Source organism: Pseudomonas syringae pv. coryli str. NCPPB 4273 (assembly GCF_000972175.1).
GTDB lineage: Bacteria > Pseudomonadota > Gammaproteobacteria > Pseudomonadales > Pseudomonadaceae > Aquipseudomonas > Aquipseudomonas syringae.
On record NZ_AWQP01000059.1, the window covers coordinates 41,868 to 61,479 of the forward strand.

Below are 19,612 nucleotides of genomic sequence, written 5' to 3' on the forward strand. Positions count from 1 at the left end.
TGTCCGTAAATCACCCCTATTCGGTAGCGCCCCGATTTCGTCGGGACGAAAAATGACCTGTTTACTCATCGGGAAGCCATGATGATTGGCATTAAAAGCATAGCGAGTTACGTGCCTGTTGCAGGTGTTGATAACTACGCTCAAGGCGCCAAATTCGGCAAGGATGAAGAATTCATCCTTGGGAAAATCGGCTCCACCTTCCTGCCGCGCAAAGACGCCGGCCAGGAAACCTCGGATCTGTGCGTTGAGGCAGCCAATACGCTGTTTGCCAATAACCCGCAGCTCAAGCGCGAAAGCATCGATGTGCTGATCGTCGTCACCCAGAATGGCGACGAGGAAGGGCTGCCGCATACCGCGGCCATCGTTCAGGACAAGTTGGGGCTGTCGACCAACGTCGCTGCATTCGACATATCGCTGGGCTGTTCCGGCTATGTGTACGGCATTTATGCGATCAAGGGCTTCATGGAAGCGGCAGGCTTGAAAAACGGCTTGTTGATCACTGCCGACCCGTATTCGAAAATTGTCGACCCGGAAGACCGCAATACCACCATGCTGTTCGGTGATGCTGCGACGGCCACCTGGATGGGCGAGGGGGCCGAATGGCAGCTGGGCAAGGCGAAGTTCGGTACCGATGGTTCCGGTGCGCCACATCTCAAGGTCAGCAACGGCATTTTCTTCATGAACGGTCGCCAGGTGTTCAACTTCGCACTGTTGAAAGTCCCGGCGCATCTGCATGAGCTACTGGCCGAGTCGGATCTGACCCCTGACGATATAGATGCCTTCTGTATTCACCAGGGCAGTGCCGCGATCGTCGATGCGGTCGCGCGGCGCTTCGAAGACAAGCCCGAGAAGTTTCTCAAGGACATGGTCGAAACCGGCAACACCGTGTCATCGAGCATTCCGCTGCTGATCGAAAAGCACGTGCTCGGCTCTTCATGGAAGCGGGTCGCCTTGAGTGGTTTTGGTGTGGGGCTGTCCTGGGGCTCTGCAATTATCTATAAAGACTGAGTTCGCCTCGTCTTACAAAGAACGCCTGCGGATAACTCCCCGGGCGTTTTTAAATTAAATAGTGATCCACGTCACACTTTTAACTTCGTGGCACAACGCGCTCGCCTGTCGCCACTTCTGACTGTCATGAATTTCTCTCTGTTGCGTCGCGGGTTTATGCCCCCAAACCCTTGTTTTATAAGGGGTGTCACGATGATGGCAAAATATTAAAAAAAAACACTCAAGCAACCTGCCATCGCGACGATAACTATTACGAAGGTTCTCTAGGCACACCCGGCGCTTGCAGGGGCCGGAAGCCACGTAGTACCAAACCAACGAGGAATTCATCATGGCTTTAACAGTAAACACCAACGTAGCATCGTTGAACGTCCAGAAGAACCTGGGTCGCGCTTCCGACGCCCTTTCGACCTCGATGACTCGTCTGTCTTCCGGTCTGAAAATCAACAGCGCCAAAGACGACGCTGCTGGCCTGAACATCGCCACCAAGATCAACTCGCAGATCAAAGGTCAGACCATGGCGATCAAAAACGCCAACGACGGTATGTCCATTGCTCAGACCGCTGAAGGCGCGCTGCAAGAGTCGACCAACATTCTGCAACGTATGCGTGAACTGGCTGTTCAGTCGCGAAACGACAGCAACAGCGACACTGACCGCGTTGCGCTGAACAAAGAATTCACTCAGATGAGTTCGGAACTGACCCGTATCGCTCAGAGCACCAACCTGAACGGCAAAAACCTGATCGACGGTTCTGCCAGCACCATGACTTTCCAGGTTGGCTCCAACTCCGGCGCCTCGAACCAGATCACTCTGACTCTGAGCGCCAGCTTTGACGCAAACACCCTGGGTGTCGGTTCGGCCATCACCATCGTCGGTTCCGACAGTGCTGCTGCAGAGACCAACTTCTCTGCTGCAATGGCCGCTATCGACTCGGCTCTGCAGACCATCAACAGCACGCGTTCTGATCTCGGTGCTGCACAAAACCGTCTGACCAGCACCATCTCCAACCTGCAGAACATCAACGAAAACGCCAGTGCTGCACTGGGTCGTATCCAGGATACCGACTTCGCTGCTGAAACTGCACAGCTGACCAAGCAACAGACCCTGCAACAGGCTTCCACCTCTGTTCTGGCTCAGGCTAACCAGCTGCCATCCGCTGTACTGAAACTGCTTCAGTAATATCGGCGTGAGTTTTAGCGGGGGAGTACTTAACAGTGCTCTCTCGCTTTTTTGCTTTCTGAGGTGATGGTCATGGATATGAGTGTGAAGTTGAACGTGACTTATCCGGCCGTTCAACCGGCGAGTCAGGCCCTTGTGCCGGACGCGTCCGTTGACAAGCCTGCCGATAAGGCGTCCGTCGAGCGCATTGCCGCCACGGCCGAAAGTAAAGGCTCCGGTCTGCACAAGGATGATTCCAAGGACGATGCCAAAGTCAAGGCAGCCGCTGAGGACATCCAGAAATTCTTTCACGAGGTCAAGCGCAATCTTGAGTTTTCGATCGACGAAGATTCTGGCAAAGTCATTGTCAAAGTGATTGCAAGTGATTCCGGTGAAGTAGTACGACAGATTCCCAATGCAGAAATCCTGAAGCTGGCCGATAGCCTGAGTGATGCGAACAGTTTGTTGTTCCGCGCCAAGGCCTGATCGCCGGTACGGTATGTGTTGTCGGGTCACTCGCCTTTTGAAAGGGCAGCGAACCCCGCAGCATTCTTGAAGGGAGAAGCACCATGGCAAGTCCGATTACCTCTACAACAGGCCTGGGTTCGGGTCTGGCAATTTCCGCCATCGTCGAAGGCCTTGTCGGTGCTGAAAAAGCGCCCAAGCAAAACCAGATCGACAAGCAGAGCGCCTCCACGACTGCATCGCTGTCGGGTGTCAGTCAGTTGACGTCTGCACTGGCTGCGTTTCAGAAAACACTGGATACCCTGGCCAGCTCCACCACGCCTGCCTTCCAGGGCTTTGCTGCCACGTCTGCCAATGAGTCGGTGGTCAAGGCCACAGCGGGCAACACGGCAGTCAACGGCTCCTACGCGATTAACATAAGCCAGCTGGCAACGCCTTCGAAGGTGGCTACCGCCGCGCTGAGCTCGTCGCAGTCGAGTGCTATTCCGAGTGGTACGCTGAAAATCACTCAAAATGGCACTGATTACAACGTGGCGATCGACAAGACCTCGACGCTGCAGGAAGTGCGCGACAAGATCAACTCGACGCTGCAGGGTAAGGGCATCACCGCCAACATTATCAACGACGACAGCGGTTCCAGGCTGGTGTTCAGCTCGACAACGACCGGCAAGGGCAGTGACATTTCGGTGACGGGTGCTTCCGGCCAGGAAGCACTCAACATCGATGGCACCAAGTTGATGAGTGAGTCCAGTACCGGCGCTGGTGCGATTACCGCTGTCGCCAAGGACGCCGCATTCACGGTCGATGGCCTGAGTCTGACCAGCAAGACCAATACCGTGAGCACGGCGATTTCCGGTCTGACATTCGAGCTGGTCGCGCCTAGCGCTTCTTCTGCTGCTTCGGCATCGACCACGGTCACGGTAGCCACTAACACCGATGGTCTGAAAACCTCATTGCAGTCATTCGTCGACTCCTACAACACGCTGGTTTCACTGGTGTCGTCGTTGACCAAGGGTACTGTCGACAGTCAGGGTAAATACACGGCCGCTGCGCTGACCGGCGACTCCACGCCGCGTGCACTGCTGGCAACGATACGTGATCAGATTTCCACGGCTACGTCGAATGCCGGCTTGAGTTCCCTGGCGCAGTTGGGGATCAAGACTCAGCAGTCTGACGGCAAGTTGACGTTGAACACCACCGAATTGACTACAGCGTTGAGTGACAAGAAGCTGGGCAGTCAGATTCAGGCGATGTTCACCGGCGTGACCAATGCTGACGGCACGAGCTCGGGTGGCTTGATCGCACGCATGAACACTGCGCTTGAGCCGTATACCAAAGCTGATGGCGTTCTGGCTGGCAAGACCACCAGTCTGAATAAAGTGCAGACGCGACTGGCCAGTGATCAGGAAGCGCTCAACCGTCGTATTACTACGTTGACGGAAACCCTCACCAAGAAATACAACGCAATGGACCTCGTGGTCGGTCAGTTGAAGGCAACGGCTTCAAGCATTACTTCGATTTTCGATGCGATGAACGCTCAGAAAAACGCCTCGTAAAAAATGAGTGCAGAAGTACCAGGAACCCGACTCTGTGTCGGGTTTCTGCTTTTGGGCTAAAGTTTCTGCGCACTGCGTCGATAGCTTGAGTATCAGTATTCTGGATTTGTTACGAGGCCCATTATGAATCCGATGTTAGCGTTGCGGCAGTATCAGAAGATCGGCTCCCAGGCTCAGACCTCGGAGGCCAGTCCTCATCGTCTGGTTCAAATGTTGATGGAAGGTGGCCTCGACCGCATTGCTCAGGCCAAGGGCGCCATGGCGCGCAAGGATATCGCCAGCAAGGGCGTGCTCATCAGCAAGGCCATCGACATCGTTGGCGGCCTGCGCGAGGGGCTGGATCTGGAGAACTCACCCAGTGACACGCTGCTCAGACAGGACAGTCTCTATCACTACATGATGACGCGCCTGGCGGAAGCCAACGCCCGTAATGATCAGAAGATACTCGATGAAGTCGCCGGCCTGTTGATCACTGTCAAGGAAGGCTGGGACGCTATCGGCACCTTGCAATAATCTGCTGGTCTGAGGAGAACAATAATGAGTGCTGCGCTCAAGCGTATCGAAGAAACCCGCGAAGCCTTGGTAGGTGCGCTGGCAGATCGTGACTGGGAGGCTATCGTCAAGCTGGACCTGGCGTGCCGCGAATGCGTCGACGCGGTGGTCAGCGAAGCGCCTGACGACGAACCTGCATTGCGCAGCAACCTTGAGGAGTTATTGGGTGTCTACAGGCAGCTGATTGATGTTGCAACCGGCGAGCGTCAAGCGGTTGTCGAAGAAATGACTCAAATCCAGAATGCGAAGAGCGCGACGAAGGTATACCATCTGTTTGGTTAATGTTTAATTGTCATTTTTATTGTTCGACAAGAATTTCGCCATAAATTTGACTGTGTCCGTTTTTTTGACTTAACTAGTGATGTTTACTATTTTCTGGCGTCTCAAGGTTTATACAGCTGAGAAAGCCAAGCTGCCCCCCAATCATGGGCATTGAGTTGACTAGGGAAGTTGCTATTGCATGTGGCGTGAAATCAAGATTCTGCTAATCGATGACGATAGCCAGCGCCGCCGGGATCTGGCGGTGATCCTGAATTTTCTTGGCGAAGAAAATCTCTCCTGTTCCAGTCAGGACTGGCAGCAGGTGGTCGGCTCTCTGGCGTCTCCACGAGAAGTACTCTGCGTACTGGTCGGGAGCGTAAACGCGCCGGGCAGTTTGCAAGGGCTCCTTAAGACCATCGCGGCATGGGATGAGTTCCTTCCTGTGCTGCTGATGAGCGAAAATTCTTCTGTCGAATTGCCCGAGGATTTGCGCAGACGAGTCCTTTCCGCACTCGAAATGCCACCCAGCTACAGCAAGCTGCTCGATTCGCTGCACCGTGCCCAGGTCTATCGCGAGATGTACGACCAGGCTCGCGAGCGCGGCCGTCATCGTGAACCGAACCTGTTCCGCAGTCTGGTAGGTACCAGCCGCGCGATTCAGCACGTGCGGCAGATGATGCAGCAGGTCGCCGACACCGATGCCAGCGTACTGATTCTTGGCGAGTCGGGGACAGGCAAGGAAGTGGTTGCGCGTAATCTGCACTATCACTCCAAGCGTCGTGATGCGCCGTTCGTGCCGGTCAACTGCGGTGCCATTCCGGCCGAATTGCTCGAAAGCGAGCTGTTCGGACACGAGAAGGGCGCGTTCACCGGCGCGATCACCAGCCGTGCCGGCCGCTTCGAGCTGGCCAACGGCGGTACCTTGTTCCTCGACGAAATCGGCGACATGCCGCTGCCGATGCAGGTCAAGCTGTTGCGCGTCCTGCAGGAACGCACTTTCGAGCGTGTGGGCAGCAACAAGACGCAAAGTATCGATGTGCGCATCATCGCCGCGACGCACAAGAACCTCGAGACCATGATCGAGCTGGGCAGCTTCCGCGAAGACCTTTACTACCGTCTCAATGTGTTCCCGATCGAAATGGCGCCGTTGCGCGAGCGTGTCGAAGACATTCCGCTGCTCATGAACGAATTGATTTCGCGCATGGAACACGAGAAGCGCGGTTCGATTCGCTTCAACTCCGCCGCCATCATGTCGCTGTGTCGCCATGCCTGGCCGGGCAACGTTCGTGAGCTGGCCAATCTGGTCGAGCGCATGGCGATCATGCACCCGTACGGCGTGATCGGCGTGGCCGAACTGCCAAAGAAGTTTCGCTACGTCGACGACGAAGACGAGCAGATGGTCGACAGCATGCGCAGCGAGATCGAAGAGCGTGTGGCGATCAACAGCAATACGCCGAACTTCGCTTCCGGCGCGATGCTGCCGCCTGAAGGGCTCGATCTGAAAGACTACCTCGGTGGTCTGGAGCAGGGCCTTATCCAGCAGGCGCTCGACGACGCCAACGGTATCGTTGCCCGCGCTGCGGAGCGCTTGCGTATTCGTCGTACCACGCTGGTCGAGAAGATGCGCAAGTACGGTATGAGCCGTCGTGAGGGCGATGAACAGGCAGATGATTGACGCCGGTTTTTTGTGCCAAAAACCAAGCCCCTGATTTTTCAGGGGTTTTTTTTAGGCACGGGGATTGCTAAGTCTCTCTTAACACACCGTTTACTGACGGTTAGCCACGAGAGAGATGAATCATGTCCCAGGCCGCCCAACTGACTTCCGCCCTATCTGTTCAGGCTCAGTACTCCCCGGAGCTGGAAAGTCGTCAGGGGCTTGAGCAGGCATTCTCGCTGTTCAATCAAATGTCGGCGCAACTGACCGATTCCTACGGCTTGCTCGAAGCGCGCGTCACCGAACTCAAGGGCGAACTGGCTCATGCCGGCGCCCAGCGCCTTCAGGAGCTGGCGGAAAAAGAACGCCTGGCCAACCGTCTGCAGAATCTGCTTGATCTGTTGCCTGGCGGGGTGATCGTCATTGATGGCATGGGCGTCGTGCGCGAAGCCAACCCCGCTGCCATCGATCTGCTCGGGCAGCCGCTGCTGGGCATGCTCTGGCGTCATGTGATCAGCCGTTGCTTTGCCCCCCGAGAGGACGACGGCCACGAAGTCTCCCTCAAGGACGGTCGCAGGCTCTCCATTGCCACGCGCTCACTGGATGCCGAGCCGGGTCAGTTGGTATTGCTCAATGACCTGACCGAAACCCGTCATCTTCAGGAACAGCTGGCCCGTCACGAGCGTCTGTCTTCACTGGGGCGTATGGTCGCTTCTCTGGCGCATCAGATTCGTACACCGTTGTCCGCTGCGATGATCTACGCCAGCCATTTGACCGAGCAGGAACTGCCGGTGGAAACCCAGCAGCGTTTCGCCGCGCGGCTCAAGGATCGTTTGCATGAGCTGGAGCATCAGGTTCGCGACATGCTGGTGTTCGCCCGGGGCGAGCTGCCGCTGACGGATCGCCTGACGCCCGGTGCTCTGTTTCAGGCGCTGCAAAATGCTGCTGCGACGCATGTTCAGAGCGTGTCGGTGCGCTGGCAGTGCGACAGCATCGATGGCGAGTTGCTGTGCAATCGCGACACACTGGTCGGCGCACTGCTTAATCTGATTGAAAACGCCGTCCAGGCCAGCGCTGGCCGGATGCTGCTGAAAGTCCACGCCTACAGCCGCGGCAATGAGCTGCGGATCTGCTTCAGCGATAACGGCAGCGGCATTGACAAGGCCGCGCTGGCGCGCATCGGTGAGCCGTTCTTTACCACCAAGACCACCGGCACAGGGCTTGGTCTGGCCGTAGTGACGGCAGTGTCGCGTGCGCATCAGGGGCGTGTGCATTATTTGTCGAGGGTCGGCCGTGGTACCTGCGCCATTATCAGCCTGCCGTTGATCCCGGCTTGCAGTTCGACAGGTAATAACTGATGCCGATCAATGTGCTGCTGGTCGAGGATGACTGTTCGCTCCGGGAAGCGCTTGGGGAAACCCTTGAGCTGGCCGGTTATGGCTATCAGGCGGTCGGTTCCGCCGAAGATGCGCTGGTGGCCGCTGATGCGCAGCCATTCAGTCTGGTGATCAGTGACGTCAACATGCCGGGCATGGACGGTCACCAGTTGCTGAGTCTGTTGCGCAGCCGGCATCCGCAATTGCCGGTGCTGTTGATGACCGCACATGGCGCGGTCGAGCGCGCGGTCGATGCCATGCGCCAGGGGGCTGCGGATTACCTGGTCAAACCCTTCGAGCCCAAAGCACTGATCGCGCTGGTTGCGCGGCATGCACTGGGTCGTCTGGAGCCTGCCGAGCGCGACGGGCCGATTGCCGTCGAGCCCGCCAGTATTCAGTTGCTGAACCTGGCCAGTCGCGTGGCGAAAAGCGACTCCACCGTGTTGATCTCCGGCGAGTCCGGGACCGGTAAAGAGGTCTTGGCGCGTTTCATTCATCAAAACTCGCCCCGTGCCGATAAGCCTTTTATTGCGATCAACTGTGCGGCGATTCCGGACAATATGCTGGAAGCCACGTTATTCGGTCATGAAAAGGGTTCGTTTACCGGCGCGATTGCGGCCCAGGCTGGAAAGTTCGAGCAGGCGGACGGCGGGACGATACTGCTGGACGAGATTTCCGAAATGCCTATGGGGCTGCAAGCCAAATTGCTGCGTGTGTTGCAGGAACGCGAAGTCGAGCGCGTGGGCGCGCGCAAGCCGATCGTTCTGGACATTCGCGTCGTGGCGACCACCAACCGCGATCTGGCGGGTGAAGTGGCGGCGGGGCGCTTTCGCGAAGATCTGTTTTATCGCCTGTCGGTATTTCCATTGGCATGGCAGGCGTTGCGTCAAAGGACTGCCGATATTCTGCCGTTGGCCGAGCGGCTTCTGGCCAAGCACGTCAATAAAATGAAGCACGCGCCGGTTCGCCTTTCCGCCGAAGCGCAGCAGTGTCTGGTGAGCTATCCATGGCCCGGAAATGTGCGGGAGCTGGATAACGCCGTGCAGCGAGCCTTGATTCTGCAGCAGGGCGGGGTGATTCAGGCGCAGGATTTCTGTCTGTCCGGGCCTGTCACCAGCCTGCCTGTTGCCGCACCGGTCGAGGCTGCGGCGGCTGTGACCGTCACTGCTATGGCGGAGAATGCAGGTGCCGGTGTCAGTCCGGAATCAGTCGGCGCGCTGGGCGATGACCTCAGGCGTCACGAGTTTCAAATGATCATCGACACCCTGCGTTCTGAACGGGGACGTCGTAAGGAGGCTGCGGAACGCCTGGGTATCAGCCCGCGTACATTGCGTTACAAGCTGGCGCAGATGCGTGACGCCGGAATGGATGTGGAAGCCTATCTGTTTGCCACATGAACGAAGCACACTGATTGCCACTCCCGATCGGCGGTCACTGAATATTTTTGCTGTGATACAAGCCTGAAATAATCCCGGCGGCCCATGAATACGGGCGGTGCGGCGCGAACTCGTGTCAAGCGACATGATGCACTCATCTGGTGTGGCAAATAGCCGCCACCTAGCTGGCATCGTTGTTGCTATACCTTCTGTACCCGCTGAATCAGTGTCAAAAATTTGCGGGCCTTACGAGAGATATGTCCATGAGCCAAGGTGTTGAATTTAATCGCTTGATGTTGGATATGCGGGCCATGCAGATGGATGCGATGTCTGCGCCCAAGCCCGTGTCCGGTGCGCAGGAAGCCGGTGCCAGCAGCTTCGCTGACATGCTTGGTCAGGCCGTCAACAAGGTCGCGCAGACCCAGCAGGCTTCCAGCCAGTTGGCCAATGCATTCGAAGTCGGCAAGAGCGGCGTGGATCTGACCGACGTCATGATTTCGTCGCAGAAAGCCAGCGTGTCTTTTCAGGCGTTGACCCAGGTGCGTAACAAGCTGGTTCAAGCTTACCAAGACATCATGCAGATGCCGGTTTAAGGGACGTACTGAGTCATGGCCGAAGCAGCTGCCGATACCGTTCCTGCAAGAGCGGACGCTTCCGAAAGAAAACCGTTGTTCGGTATGTCTTTTCTGGAAAATCTTTCCGAAATGACCATGCTGCGTCAGATCGGCCTCATGGTCGGTCTTGCCGCGAGCGTGGCCATCGGCTTCGCCGTGGTGCTCTGGTCCCAGCAGCCTGACTATCGTCCGCTTTATGGCAGTCTGGCGGGCATGGACAGCAAGCAGATCATGGACACCCTGACTGCAGCGAACATCAACTACACCGTCGAGCCGAACTCCGGTGCGCTGCTGGTCAAGTCCGATGATGTGCAGCGTGCGCGCATCCAGCTGGCCCAGGCGGGCGTGGTACAGAACGACGCCAACATCGGTTTCGAAATCCTCGACAAGGATCAGGGGCTGGGCACCAGCCAGTTCATGGAGGCCACGCGTTATCGTCGCGGGCTGGAAGGCGAACTGGCACGGACCATTTCGGCACTGAACAACGTCAAGGGTGCCCGTGTGCACCTGGCAATTCCGAAAAGCTCGGTATTCGTCCGTGATGACCGCAAGCCAAGCGCTTCGGTACTGGTCGAGCTGTACGCCGGTCGTTCGCTGGAGCCGAGTCAGGTCATGGCTATCATCAATCTGGTGGCCACCAGTGTTCCCGAGTTGAGCAAGTCGCAAATTACCGTCGTCGACCAGAAGGGCGCTCTGCTTTCCGATCAGGCGGAAAACTCCGAGCTGACCATGGCCGGCAAGCAATTCGACTATAGCCGGCGCATGGAAGGCATGCTGACCCAGCGTGTGCAGAACATCCTGCAGCCGATTCTGGGCAATGACCGCTATAAGGCCGAAGTCTCGGCAGTGGTTGATTTCAGCGCTGTCGAATCGACCGCCGAAAGCTTCAACCCTGACCAGCCTGCCTTGCGCAGCGAGCAGTCGGTCAACGAACAGCGTTCCAGCAGTTCCAGTTCGGGCGGTGTGCCGGGTGCCTTGAGCAATCAGCCTCCCGGTCCTGCAACCGCTCCGCAAAACGCCGCAGCCGGTGCCGCGGGTGCAGCCGGCCCTATCGCTCCAGGCCAGCCCCTGCTCGATGCCAATGGTCAGCAGATCATGGACCCGGCAACCGGCCAGCCTGCGTTGGCGCCATACCCGGCCGACAAGCGCGTGCAGTCGACCAAGAACTTCGAGCTGGACCGTTCGATCAGTCACACCAAGCAGCAGCAGGGCCGTCTGACCCGCCTTTCGGTCGCGGTAGTGGTCGATGACATGGTCAAGACCAACGCGGCCAATGGCGAAGTCACCCGTGCTCCGTGGAGCGCGGCGGATCTCGCTCGCTTCACGCGTCTGGTACAGGATGCCGTCGGTTTCGACGCCAGCCGTGGCGACAGCGTCAGCGTGATCAACGTGCCGTTCTCCAGCGAACGCGCTGAAGTGCTGCCTGAAGCGTCGTTCTATTCGCAACCCTGGTTCTGGGACATCGTCAAGCAGGCTGTTGGCGTGATCTTCATCCTGATCCTGGTGTTCGGTGTACTGCGCCCGGTGTTGAACAACATCACCAATGGCAAGCGCAAGGAACTGGCAGGTTTCGGTGGCGACGCCGAACTGGGTGGCATGGGCGGTCTGGACGGCGAATTGTCCAACGATCGCGTAAGCCTGGGCGGCCCGCAGAGCATTCTGCTGCCAAGCCCGACCGAAGGCTATGACGCACAGCTGAATGCAATCAAGAGTTTGGTGGCTGAGGATCCTGGCCGTGTGGCTCAGGTTGTGAAAGAGTGGATCAACACTGATGAATGAACGAGCCATGGTAGCCAAACTCTCCAAAGTTGAAAAAGCGGCTGTACTGTTGCTCTCGCTGGGCGAAACCGATGCGGCTCAGGTGCTCCGGCACATGGGCCCCAAGGAAGTCCAGAAGGTCGGCGTGGCGATGGCGCAGATGCGCAATGTGCATCGCGAGCAGGTCGAAGAGGTCATGAGCGAATTCGTCGACATCGTCGGCGATCAGACCAGCCTTGGCGTCGGTTCCGACGGCTATATCCGCAAGATGCTGACTCAGGCACTGGGCGAGGACAAGGCCAACGGCCTGATCGACCGGATTCTGCTGGGTGGCAATACCAGTGGTCTGGACAGCCTCAAGTGGATGGAGCCGCGTGCCGTTGCCGACGTGATCCGTTTCGAGCACCCGCAGATTCAGGCCATCGTGGTCGCCTATCTCGACGCCGACCAGGCAGGCGAGGTGCTTGGGCATTTCGATCACAAGGTCCGCCTCGATATCATCCTGCGCGTGTCGTCGCTCAACACCGTACAGCCAGCGGCTCTGAAGGAATTGAACCAGATTCTCGAGAAGCAGTTCTCCGGTAACGCCAACACGTCGCGTACCACACTGGGTGGTATCAAGCGTGCGGCCGATATCATGAACTTCCTCGACAGCTCGATCGAAGGTTCGCTCATGGACTCGATCCGCGAGGTCGACGAAGACCTGTCGGTGCAGATCGAAGACCTCATGTTCGTCTTCAACAATCTTTCCGACGTGGACGATCGCGGTATCCAGGCGCTGCTGCGCGAAGTATCCTCGGACGTGCTGGTACTGGCGCTCAAGGGCTCGGACGAAGCGATCAAGGAAAAAATCTTCAAGAACATGTCCAAGCGTGCCTCCGAGCTGCTGCGCGACGACCTGGAAGCAAAAGGTCCGGTGCGTGTCAGCGATGTGGAAACCGCCCAGAAAGAAATCCTCACCATTGCGCGTCGTATGGCCGAGGCCGGCGAGATCGTACTCGGTGGCAAGGGTGGCGAGGAAATGATCTAAGGATTCAGCCGACTCATGTCCAGTTCCAATAAAGAATCGGCCAGCGACCTCATTCGCGCCAAGGACGCCGGGTTGCTCGATATCTGGGCGCTGCCCAGCTTCGATCCGCACGTGGAGCCCGAGCCTGAACCGGAGCCCGAGCACGTCGACGAACCGGCCGAGATGGAAGAAGTGCCGCTGGAAGAAGTCCAGCCACTGACCCTGGAAGAGCTGGAAAGTATCCGCCAGGAGGCCTGGAACGAAGGTTTCGCCACCGGTGAAAAGGAAGGTTTTCACAGCACTCAGCTAAAAGTGCGCCAGGAGGCGGAGGTCGTTCTTGCAGCAAAGGTTGCCAGCCTGGAACAACTGATGGGCAACCTGCTGACACCTATCGCCGAGCAGGATACCCAGATCGAAAAGGCTGTCATTCATCTGGTCGAGCACATCGCGCGTCAGGTGATTCAGCGTGAGCTGGTCACCGACTCGGCACAGATTGCCAGCGTCTTGCGCGATGCTCTCAAGCTCTTGCCTATGGGCGCCCAGAATGTGCGAATTTTCATAAACCCTCAGGACTTCCTGCTGGTCAAGGCCATGCGCGAACGTCACGAGGAGTCCTGGAAGATCGTCGAAGACGAAGACCTGCTGCCGGGCGGTTGCCGGATCGAAACCGAACATAGCCGTATCGACGCCAGCGTCGAAACGCGCATCGCCCTGGCAATTTCCAAGATGCACGACCAGTTGCATGAACAGGTAACCCATCCTGCGGCAGCCGATCTGAGTATCGATCTGCAAGCCTCGCCAGGCACAGTGCCCACTGCTGACGAATCCGACGCGGACACCCTCGATGCGCCTTGATCGCACCAGTTTCGCCAAGCGCCTCGGTTCCTATGCCGAGTCGATCAGCCTGCCTGCCCAGCCCGTAGTGGAAGGCCGCCTGCTGCGCATGGTGGGCCTGACGCTTGAGGCCGAGGGCCTGCGCGCGGCCATGGGCAGCCGCTGTGTGGTCATCAATGACGACAGTCATCACCCGGTAGAAGTCGAAGCCGAAGTGATGGGTTTTTCCGGTGGCAAGGTGTTTCTGATGCCGGTCGGCAGCGTGGCCGGCATTGCGCCTGGCGCACGGGTCGTGCCGCTGGCCGACACCGGTCGGCTACCGATGGGCATGAGCATGCTGGGTCGGGTGCTCGATGGTGCCGGTCGTCCGCTGGATGGTCGCTCGCCGATCAAGGCCGAAGACTGGGTGCCGATGGATGGCCCGACCATCAACCCGCTCAAGCGTGATCCCATCAGTCAGCCGCTGGATGTCGGCATTCGCTGCATCAACGGTTTATTGACGGTTGGCCGCGGTCAGCGTCTCGGGCTGTTTGCCGGTACGGGCGTGGGCAAGAGTGTGTTGCTCGGCATGATGACGCGCTTCACCGAGGCGGAAATCATCGTCGTCGGCCTGATAGGTGAGCGGGGCCGTGAGGTCAAGGAGTTCATCGAGCACATCCTCGGCGAAGAGGGCCTGAAGCGTTCGGTGGTAGTTGCTTCGCCAGCCGATGATGCGCCTCTGATGCGCTTGCGTGCAGCGATGTATTGCACGCGAATTGCCGAATACTTTCGTGACAAGGGCAAGAATGTCCTGTTGCTGATGGACTCCCTGACCCGTTTTGCTCAGGCTCAGCGGGAAATCGCGCTGGCCATTGGCGAGCCGCCGGCCACCAAGGGCTATCCGCCCTCTGTCTTCGCCCGTTTGCCCAAGCTGGTGGAGCGCGCTGGCAATGCCGAGGCGGGTGGCGGTTCGATCACTGCGTTTTACACGGTGCTGTCGGAGGGTGATGACCAGCAGGACCCGATTGCCGACTCGGCGCGTGGTGTGCTCGACGGTCACATCGTGCTGTCCCGGCGCCTGGCCGAGGAGGGGCATTACCCGGCCATCGACATTGAAGCGTCCATCAGCCGGGTCATGCCCGCAGTGGTCAGCCCTGAACACATGGCGCGTGCCCAGCATTTCAAACAGTTGTGGTCGCGCTATCAGCAGACCCGCGACCTCATCAGCGTGGGTGCCTATGTAGCAGGCGGCGATCGCGAGACGGACATGGCCATTGCGCTGCATCCGGTACTGGTGCGCTACCAGCGCCAGGGCTTGCGTGAAAACGAAAGCATACAAGGCAGCAGCGATGCGCTGGCGTCGATCTTTGCACCAGCGCCTGGCGGCTGATAACCCATGGCCCAAAGTCGAGCGGCGCGTCTGGCGCCGGTGGTCGAGATGGCAGAAGCTGCCGAGCGAACCGCCGCCCAGCGCCTTGGGCACTTCCAGGGACAGGTCAACCTTGCCAACAACAAGCTGCAGGAGCTTGACCAGTTCCGTCAGGATTACCAGCAGCAATGGTTGCAGCGCGGCAGTACCGGGGTTTCCGGACAGTGGCTGCTGGGTTACCAGCGCTTTCTCAGTCAGCTCGATGTCGCCGTTGCCCAGCAATACAAAAGTCTCGAATGGCACAAGGCCAATCTGGATCGGGCGCGCAGCGCCTGGCAGGATTGTTACGCGCGGGTAGAGGGCTTGCGCAAGCTGGTGCAGCGCTACATGGACGAGGCGCGCAGGCTGGAGGACAAGCGCGAGCAGAAATTGCTCGACGAGTTGTCGCAGCGCCTGCCTCGCCATGAACAATTCTGACGTTTGACTCAAACAGACCCGCAGCGATCTCTCTGGCTGGTCTACGCTATCAATGTCTCGGTGATGAAACACCTCGAGGTTCCCATGACTGTCACTTCCGAACGTTCTGCCGATGGCCAGACGCTGACCCTTTATATCGAAGGACGCTTCGATTTCAATTCCCATCAGGCGTTTCGCACTGCCTATGAGGACTATCCGCAGTCACTGAACTACGTGGTCGACCTGCGCAGTACGCATTATCTGGACAGTTCTGCGCTGGGGATGCTGTTGCTGCTGCGCGATCACGCTGGCGGTGACAAGGCACTGGTGCGCCTGGTCAACTGCACGCCTGATGTGCTGAAGATTCTGGCCATTTCCAATTTCTCGAAGCTGTTCGAATTGAGCATACCCAGTGCAGCCAGCCCCGAAAAAACTGTGCATTCTGATCGCTGATGACAGCACCAGTGACCGCCTGCTGCTTTCAACGATCGTTGCGCGGCAGGGTCACCGGGTCCTCAGCGCGGGCAACGGTGTCGAAGCGGTGGCCATCTTCAAGGCCGAAAGCCCGCAGTTGATTCTGATGGACGCCATGATGCCGGTCATGGATGGTTTCGAAGCGGCGCGAAGAATCAAGGCGATGACCGGCGAATCGCTGGTGCCGATCATCTTCCTCACCTCGCTCACCGAGGGCGAAGCGCTTGCGCGCTGCCTGGACGCAGGTGGCGACGATTTCATGTCCAAGCCTTACAATCCGCTGGTATTGGCCGCCAAGATCAACGCCATGAACCGTTTGCGGGTGTTGCACGAAACCGTCCGCCAGCAGCGTGACCAGATCGCCAGGCACCATGAGTATCTGCTCAATGAGCAGCGGGTCGCCAAGGCGGTGTTCGATCAGATCGCCCACGCCGGTTGCCTGGGGGCGAGCAATATCCGCTACCTGCAGTCTCCCTACGCGCTGTTCAACGGTGACCTGATGCTGGCCGCCTACACACCTGCCGGGCACATGCAGGTGCTGCTCGGGGATTTCACCGGGCATGGCTTGCCGGCTGCGGTGGGTGCGATGCCGCTTGCGGAAGTGTTCTACGGCATGACGGCCAAGGGCTATGGACTGGTTGAAATCCTCCGTGAGATGAATGCCAAGCTCAAACGCATCCTCCCGGTCGACATGTTTTGCTGTGCGACGCTGCTGTGTATCAATCTGCCGCAGCGGCAGGTCGAGGTCTGGAGTGGCGGCTTGCCGGACGGCTACCTGTTGCGCGGCGCGCAGGGTGAGCATGTGCCGCTGGCTTCGAATCATCTGCCATTGGGCGTGCTGAGCGTCGCTGCCTTCGACGCGCGCACTGACGTATATCCGTTGGCACCGGGTGATCGCATATTTCTGTTGTCCGACGGCGTGCTCGACACCAGTAACAATGAGGAGGAGCTGTTCGGTGCGCAGCGTCTGCGACAGGTTCTGTCTGCCAATCGCGAGCCGCACTTGTTGATCGAAGAGATCCTCGAGGCGCTCAACGAATTTGGCGGCAAGGCCCGTGACGATGTGAGCCTGCTGGAAGTCAGCGCTGTCGAGGCGCCGCTGGAGAGCCTGCCTGCCATGATGTATTCGGACAGTGGCGCATCCAGCCCGCTGGACTGGTCGGCCAGCTTCGAGTTTCGTGCCTCTACCCTCAAGCGTTTCAACCCGCTGCCCTATGTTCTGCAATTGCTGCTGGAGGTTCATGGCCTGCGTGATCAGGGCGCCGCACTGCATATGGTCCTCGGCGAGCTGTACAGCAATGCGCTGGAGCATGGTGTGCTAGGGTTGGACTCGACGCTCAAGCACGATGCAGCAGGCTTCGCCCTTTATTATCAGCAGCGCGCAGAGCGTCTCGACAGGCTGAAGTCAGGCTTTATCCGGGTGAGCCTGCAGGTTGAAGCGGTCGAGCAGGGCGGTCGGCTGACCCTCAGTGTCGAGGACAGCGGTCAGGGATTCGATGTGGAAAAGACCCGGACGCTGATGCCTGCCAGCAATGAACTGTATGGTCGCGGACTGCATCTGGTCTGCGAATTGAGCCGCGAGGCCAGGTGGTCAAGGGATGGCAGGACCGCCTGCGTGGAATTTTCCTGGGAGGGAGTGGCATAATCCCCGCCTGGAGTCTTGATCAAGGAGTGAACAAGTGTCGATTCATCTGGATTACAGCGTATTGAATACCTTGCAGGAGGTCATGGAGGACGAATATCCGACCTTGCTGGATGTTTTCCTCAAGGATTCCGAGCAGCGTATCGCGCAGCTGCGTCTGGCTGTCGGGTCGCGCAATCCTGATTTTCAGGAGTTGAGCCTGACCGCTCACAGTTTCAAGGGCAGCAGCAGCAACATGGGCGCCTTGCAGCTTTCCGAGCTGTGTCGTCAGCTTGAGGAGCAGGCTCGCCAGCAGCAGTTCGCAGGCCTGGCAGAGCTGATTGGCACGATCGACAGCGAATACATGACGATTCGCGGGCTGTTCAATTCCGAGCGGCAGCTGTTCGTCAGCTGAGTCCTGATCCCACCCGCTCGATTGCCGTTACGGGACATCATTTTAAATTGGCCCGCATATTGCTAACTACTCCGGTAAGGCGATAACCAGCAGCTGATGCGGAGACCGAAATGCCCCTTGCTACCAATGCGCTTCTTCAGGCCACAACCTCTGTGACCGCCAGGTCCGGTGTGGCCAACAATGCGGTCAAGTCTGCTGACAGCAGCAAGGACGGGGCCTCCAGCTTTTCCAATGTCTATGCAAAGCAGGCGAAAGACACCGTCCCTGCGCGTGAAGATGCGCCGGTAAAGCCAGCTCGCGACAAGACCGCGCCTGACAAGGACAAGGTTGCCGCCGGCAAGGACAAGCCTGCAAGCGATCAGGCGAATGCCGCCGACAAGTCGAGCGTTGCCGATAGCGGCAATGATTTGCCAGCCAAGCCGGCGGCTGCAGATGATGATGCGGAGCACTCCGACTCGAAGCAGGATGATGCGCAGGCTTCTGCCGATCCGGCGCTGACTGAGGGCCAGGCGGTCGTCGATCCGGCGCTTGACCCGGCATTGCAGGCAATGGCCGCACAGGCTCCCGCGGCGCCTGTAGCCAAGGCGCCACCCAGTGCGGAAGTTGTCACCGCACCAGTGGTCTCGGCGCTCACCACCACTCAGGCGGCACCGCCAGCCGTGGCTGAACAAGCCTTCAATCCCGACGCCGATCCGCTTGACGGCCTGGATGCCGTGCAGTTGGCGCTGGAAAACGCCACTGCCAAGACGCAACTGGCTGCCCAGAATGCCCAGGCTGCCAACAAGGCGACGCCGAGCAATGCTGAAGCTGATCCCAATCAAAATATCGTCAATAACCTGTCGGTTTTGAGCGAGCAGTTGCCCTCCGACGGGAGCAGCACTGAAAGCAGCGACAAGTCGTTCAGCGGTTTGATCGGTGAGGGGCTGAAGGATGTCAAAGGCGCCGCCGGCGACACGCGCGTCGACAACTTTGCCGATCGCCTCGCTGCGCTCAGCCAGGCCGCGCAACCTGCACGCACAGCGGCCGCACCTGCTGCGCCCTTGATGAACCAGCCGCTGGCCATGCACCAAAGTGGCTGGACCGAAGGCATCGTCGACCGCGTCATGTACCTGTCGAGCCAGAACCTCAAGACCGCCGACATCAAGCTGGAGCCTGCCGAACTCGGCCGTCTGGATATCCGTATCAACATGGCGCCCGAGCAGCAGACCCAGGTGACCTTCATGAGCGCGCACATGGGCGTACGCGATGCACTGGAAAGCCAGATGTCGAAGTTGCGTGAGTCGTTCGTACAGCAGGGGCTTGGCAACGTCGACGTCAACGTCTCCGACCAGTCGCAACAGCAGGCCCAGCAACAGGCTCAGGAACAGGCCAGTCGCGCCCAGCGCAGCGGTCGTGGCGGGGGCATGAGCTCTGGCGATAGCTCCGATGAAATCGCAGGCGTCGACGCGGCCATCCCGGTCAGCCAGCCAGCGGCACGTGTGATCGGCACTAGTGAGATCGATTATTACGCGTGAGGCAATCCTGTCCTGGTCTGATTCTCGTGCCAACGCTCCGCTCAGGCATGGAGTTCTTGGTGCTCCGCGTCACAAATCGTCGATGCGAAACAATGTTATGCCTTACACGCAGTCGCTGCTAACGCAGTGCTTTTCGACCGCGGAGGCACAGACGACGCAGAGTGC

19 protein-coding genes are annotated in these 19,612 nt (G+C 58.6%); all 19 read left to right on the forward strand.

Translation table 11 applies throughout. The annotated features are described in order from the left end of the window. Positions 1–81 precede the first annotated feature (81 nt). The 19 genes from P406_RS21850 to P406_RS21940 all read left to right on the forward strand — a co-directional run bounded on the left by P406_RS21850 (position 82) and on the right by P406_RS21940 (position 19,447). A complete protein-coding gene (locus tag P406_RS21850) occupies positions 82–1,008 on the forward strand; it encodes a ketoacyl-ACP synthase III (RefSeq protein WP_003316797.1) in 927 nt (308 codons plus the stop codon). Between the two features lie 328 nt (positions 1,009–1,336). Further along, positions 1,337–2,185 carry a flagellin domain-containing protein gene (locus tag P406_RS21855; protein ID WP_003417847.1) on the forward strand — a complete coding sequence of 283 codons (849 nt, stop codon included), beginning with the start codon at positions 1,337–1,339 and terminating at the stop codon, positions 2,183–2,185. Between the two features lie 72 nt (positions 2,186–2,257). Beyond that, a complete protein-coding gene (locus tag P406_RS21860; protein ID WP_046237353.1) occupies positions 2,258–2,650 on the forward strand; it encodes a flagellar protein FlaG in 393 nt (130 codons plus the stop codon). 83 nt (positions 2,651–2,733) lie between these two features. Further along, the gene (fliD, locus tag P406_RS21865) at positions 2,734–4,185 is read left to right on the forward strand and encodes a flagellar filament capping protein FliD (RefSeq protein ID WP_046237354.1); all 1,452 of its coding nucleotides are present in this window, start codon (positions 2,734–2,736) and stop codon (positions 4,183–4,185) included. A 123-nt stretch (positions 4,186–4,308) separates the two neighbouring features. Next, positions 4,309–4,698, forward strand: coding sequence for a flagellar export chaperone FliS (gene fliS / locus P406_RS21870; RefSeq protein WP_032699175.1), 390 nt, complete (start codon positions 4,309–4,311; stop codon positions 4,696–4,698). 24 nt (positions 4,699–4,722) lie between these two features. Then, a complete protein-coding gene (gene fliT / locus P406_RS21875; RefSeq protein ID WP_003316802.1) occupies positions 4,723–5,019 on the forward strand; it encodes a flagellar protein FliT in 297 nt (98 codons plus the stop codon). 178 nt (positions 5,020–5,197) lie between these two features. Further along, on the forward strand, positions 5,198–6,673 hold the full coding sequence (gene fleQ / locus P406_RS21880) for a transcriptional regulator FleQ (protein WP_003316803.1): 1,476 nt from the start codon (positions 5,198–5,200) through the stop codon (positions 6,671–6,673). Between the two features lie 122 nt (positions 6,674–6,795). Beyond that, positions 6,796–8,010, forward strand: a complete 1,215-nt coding sequence (locus P406_RS21885) for a sensor histidine kinase (RefSeq protein WP_046237355.1) — start codon at positions 6,796–6,798, stop codon at positions 8,008–8,010. After that, positions 8,010–9,425, forward strand: a complete 1,416-nt coding sequence (locus tag P406_RS21890; protein WP_046237356.1) for a sigma-54-dependent transcriptional regulator — start codon at positions 8,010–8,012, stop codon at positions 9,423–9,425. Before P406_RS21885 ends, P406_RS21890 begins: the two co-directional genes overlap by 1 nt. A gap of 242 nt (positions 9,426–9,667) precedes the next feature. Further along, complete coding sequence (gene fliE, locus P406_RS21895) at positions 9,668–9,997, forward strand: flagellar hook-basal body complex protein FliE (protein WP_003344011.1); 330 nt, start codon at positions 9,668–9,670, stop codon at positions 9,995–9,997. A 15-nt stretch (positions 9,998–10,012) separates the two neighbouring features. Continuing rightward, positions 10,013–11,797 carry a flagellar basal-body MS-ring/collar protein FliF gene (fliF, locus tag P406_RS21900; protein ID WP_003412431.1) on the forward strand — a complete coding sequence of 595 codons (1,785 nt, stop codon included), beginning with the start codon at positions 10,013–10,015 and terminating at the stop codon, positions 11,795–11,797. After that, entirely contained in the window at positions 11,790–12,806 is a 1,017-nt protein-coding gene (gene fliG / locus P406_RS21905) for a flagellar motor switch protein FliG (RefSeq protein WP_003316807.1), read from the forward strand. Before fliF ends, fliG begins: the two co-directional genes overlap by 8 nt. A 15-nt stretch (positions 12,807–12,821) precedes the next feature. Further along, entirely contained in the window at positions 12,822–13,640 is an 819-nt protein-coding gene (fliH, locus tag P406_RS21910; protein WP_003417840.1) for a flagellar assembly protein FliH, read from the forward strand. Next, complete coding sequence (gene fliI, locus P406_RS21915; RefSeq protein WP_046237357.1) at positions 13,630–14,988, forward strand: flagellar protein export ATPase FliI; 1,359 nt, start codon at positions 13,630–13,632, stop codon at positions 14,986–14,988. Before fliH ends, fliI begins: the two co-directional genes overlap by 11 nt. 6 nt (positions 14,989–14,994) lie before the next feature. Next, on the forward strand, positions 14,995–15,444 hold the full coding sequence (gene fliJ, locus P406_RS21920; RefSeq protein WP_003412422.1) for a flagellar export protein FliJ: 450 nt from the start codon (positions 14,995–14,997) through the stop codon (positions 15,442–15,444). An 84-nt stretch (positions 15,445–15,528) separates the two neighbouring features. After that, entirely contained in the window at positions 15,529–15,876 is a 348-nt protein-coding gene (locus P406_RS21925) for an STAS domain-containing protein (protein WP_003412420.1), read from the forward strand. After that, positions 15,836–17,542: a fused response regulator/phosphatase gene (locus tag P406_RS21930; RefSeq protein ID WP_046237358.1), complete on the forward strand. Its 1,707-nt coding sequence runs from the start codon at positions 15,836–15,838 to the stop codon at positions 17,540–17,542. Before P406_RS21925 ends, P406_RS21930 begins: the two co-directional genes overlap by 41 nt. 34 nt (positions 17,543–17,576) lie before the next feature. Next, positions 17,577–17,933 carry an Hpt domain-containing protein gene (locus P406_RS21935; RefSeq protein WP_003412415.1) on the forward strand — a complete coding sequence of 119 codons (357 nt, stop codon included), beginning with the start codon at positions 17,577–17,579 and terminating at the stop codon, positions 17,931–17,933. 110 nt (positions 17,934–18,043) lie between these two features. Further along, a complete protein-coding gene (locus P406_RS21940) occupies positions 18,044–19,447 on the forward strand; it encodes a flagellar hook-length control protein FliK (protein ID WP_046237359.1) in 1,404 nt (467 codons plus the stop codon). The last annotated feature ends 165 nt before the right edge of the window (positions 19,448–19,612 follow it).

What these genes read in the sequence shown, in the direction of transcription:
- P406_RS21860 (WP_046237353.1), top strand. Translation starts at nt 2,258, where the DNA reads ATGGATATGAGTGTGAAGTTGAACGTGACTTATCCGGCCGTTCAACCG.
- fliG (WP_003316807.1), top strand. Translation starts at nt 11,790, where the DNA reads ATGAATGAACGAGCCATGGTAGCCAAACTCTCCAAAGTTGAAAAAGCG.
- P406_RS21940 (WP_046237359.1), top strand. Translation starts at nt 18,044, where the DNA reads ATGCCCCTTGCTACCAATGCGCTTCTTCAGGCCACAACCTCTGTGACC.
- fleQ (WP_003316803.1), top strand. Translation starts at nt 5,198, where the DNA reads ATGTGGCGTGAAATCAAGATTCTGCTAATCGATGACGATAGCCAGCGC.
- P406_RS21925 (WP_003412420.1), top strand. Translation starts at nt 15,529, where the DNA reads ATGACTGTCACTTCCGAACGTTCTGCCGATGGCCAGACGCTGACCCTT.
- fliD (WP_046237354.1), top strand. Translation starts at nt 2,734, where the DNA reads ATGGCAAGTCCGATTACCTCTACAACAGGCCTGGGTTCGGGTCTGGCA.
- fliH (WP_003417840.1), top strand. Translation starts at nt 12,822, where the DNA reads ATGTCCAGTTCCAATAAAGAATCGGCCAGCGACCTCATTCGCGCCAAG.
- P406_RS21855 (WP_003417847.1), top strand. Translation starts at nt 1,337, where the DNA reads ATGGCTTTAACAGTAAACACCAACGTAGCATCGTTGAACGTCCAGAAG.
- fliE (WP_003344011.1), top strand. Translation starts at nt 9,668, where the DNA reads ATGAGCCAAGGTGTTGAATTTAATCGCTTGATGTTGGATATGCGGGCC.
- P406_RS21890 (WP_046237356.1), top strand. Translation starts at nt 8,010, where the DNA reads ATGCCGATCAATGTGCTGCTGGTCGAGGATGACTGTTCGCTCCGGGAA.
- P406_RS21885 (WP_046237355.1), top strand. Translation starts at nt 6,796, where the DNA reads ATGTCCCAGGCCGCCCAACTGACTTCCGCCCTATCTGTTCAGGCTCAG.
- fliJ (WP_003412422.1), top strand. Translation starts at nt 14,995, where the DNA reads ATGGCCCAAAGTCGAGCGGCGCGTCTGGCGCCGGTGGTCGAGATGGCA.
- fliF (WP_003412431.1), top strand. Translation starts at nt 10,013, where the DNA reads ATGGCCGAAGCAGCTGCCGATACCGTTCCTGCAAGAGCGGACGCTTCC.
- P406_RS21850 (WP_003316797.1), top strand. Translation starts at nt 82, where the DNA reads ATGATTGGCATTAAAAGCATAGCGAGTTACGTGCCTGTTGCAGGTGTT.
- fliS (WP_032699175.1), top strand. Translation starts at nt 4,309, where the DNA reads ATGAATCCGATGTTAGCGTTGCGGCAGTATCAGAAGATCGGCTCCCAG.
- fliT (WP_003316802.1), top strand. Translation starts at nt 4,723, where the DNA reads ATGAGTGCTGCGCTCAAGCGTATCGAAGAAACCCGCGAAGCCTTGGTA.
- fliI (WP_046237357.1), top strand. Translation starts at nt 13,630, where the DNA reads ATGCGCCTTGATCGCACCAGTTTCGCCAAGCGCCTCGGTTCCTATGCC.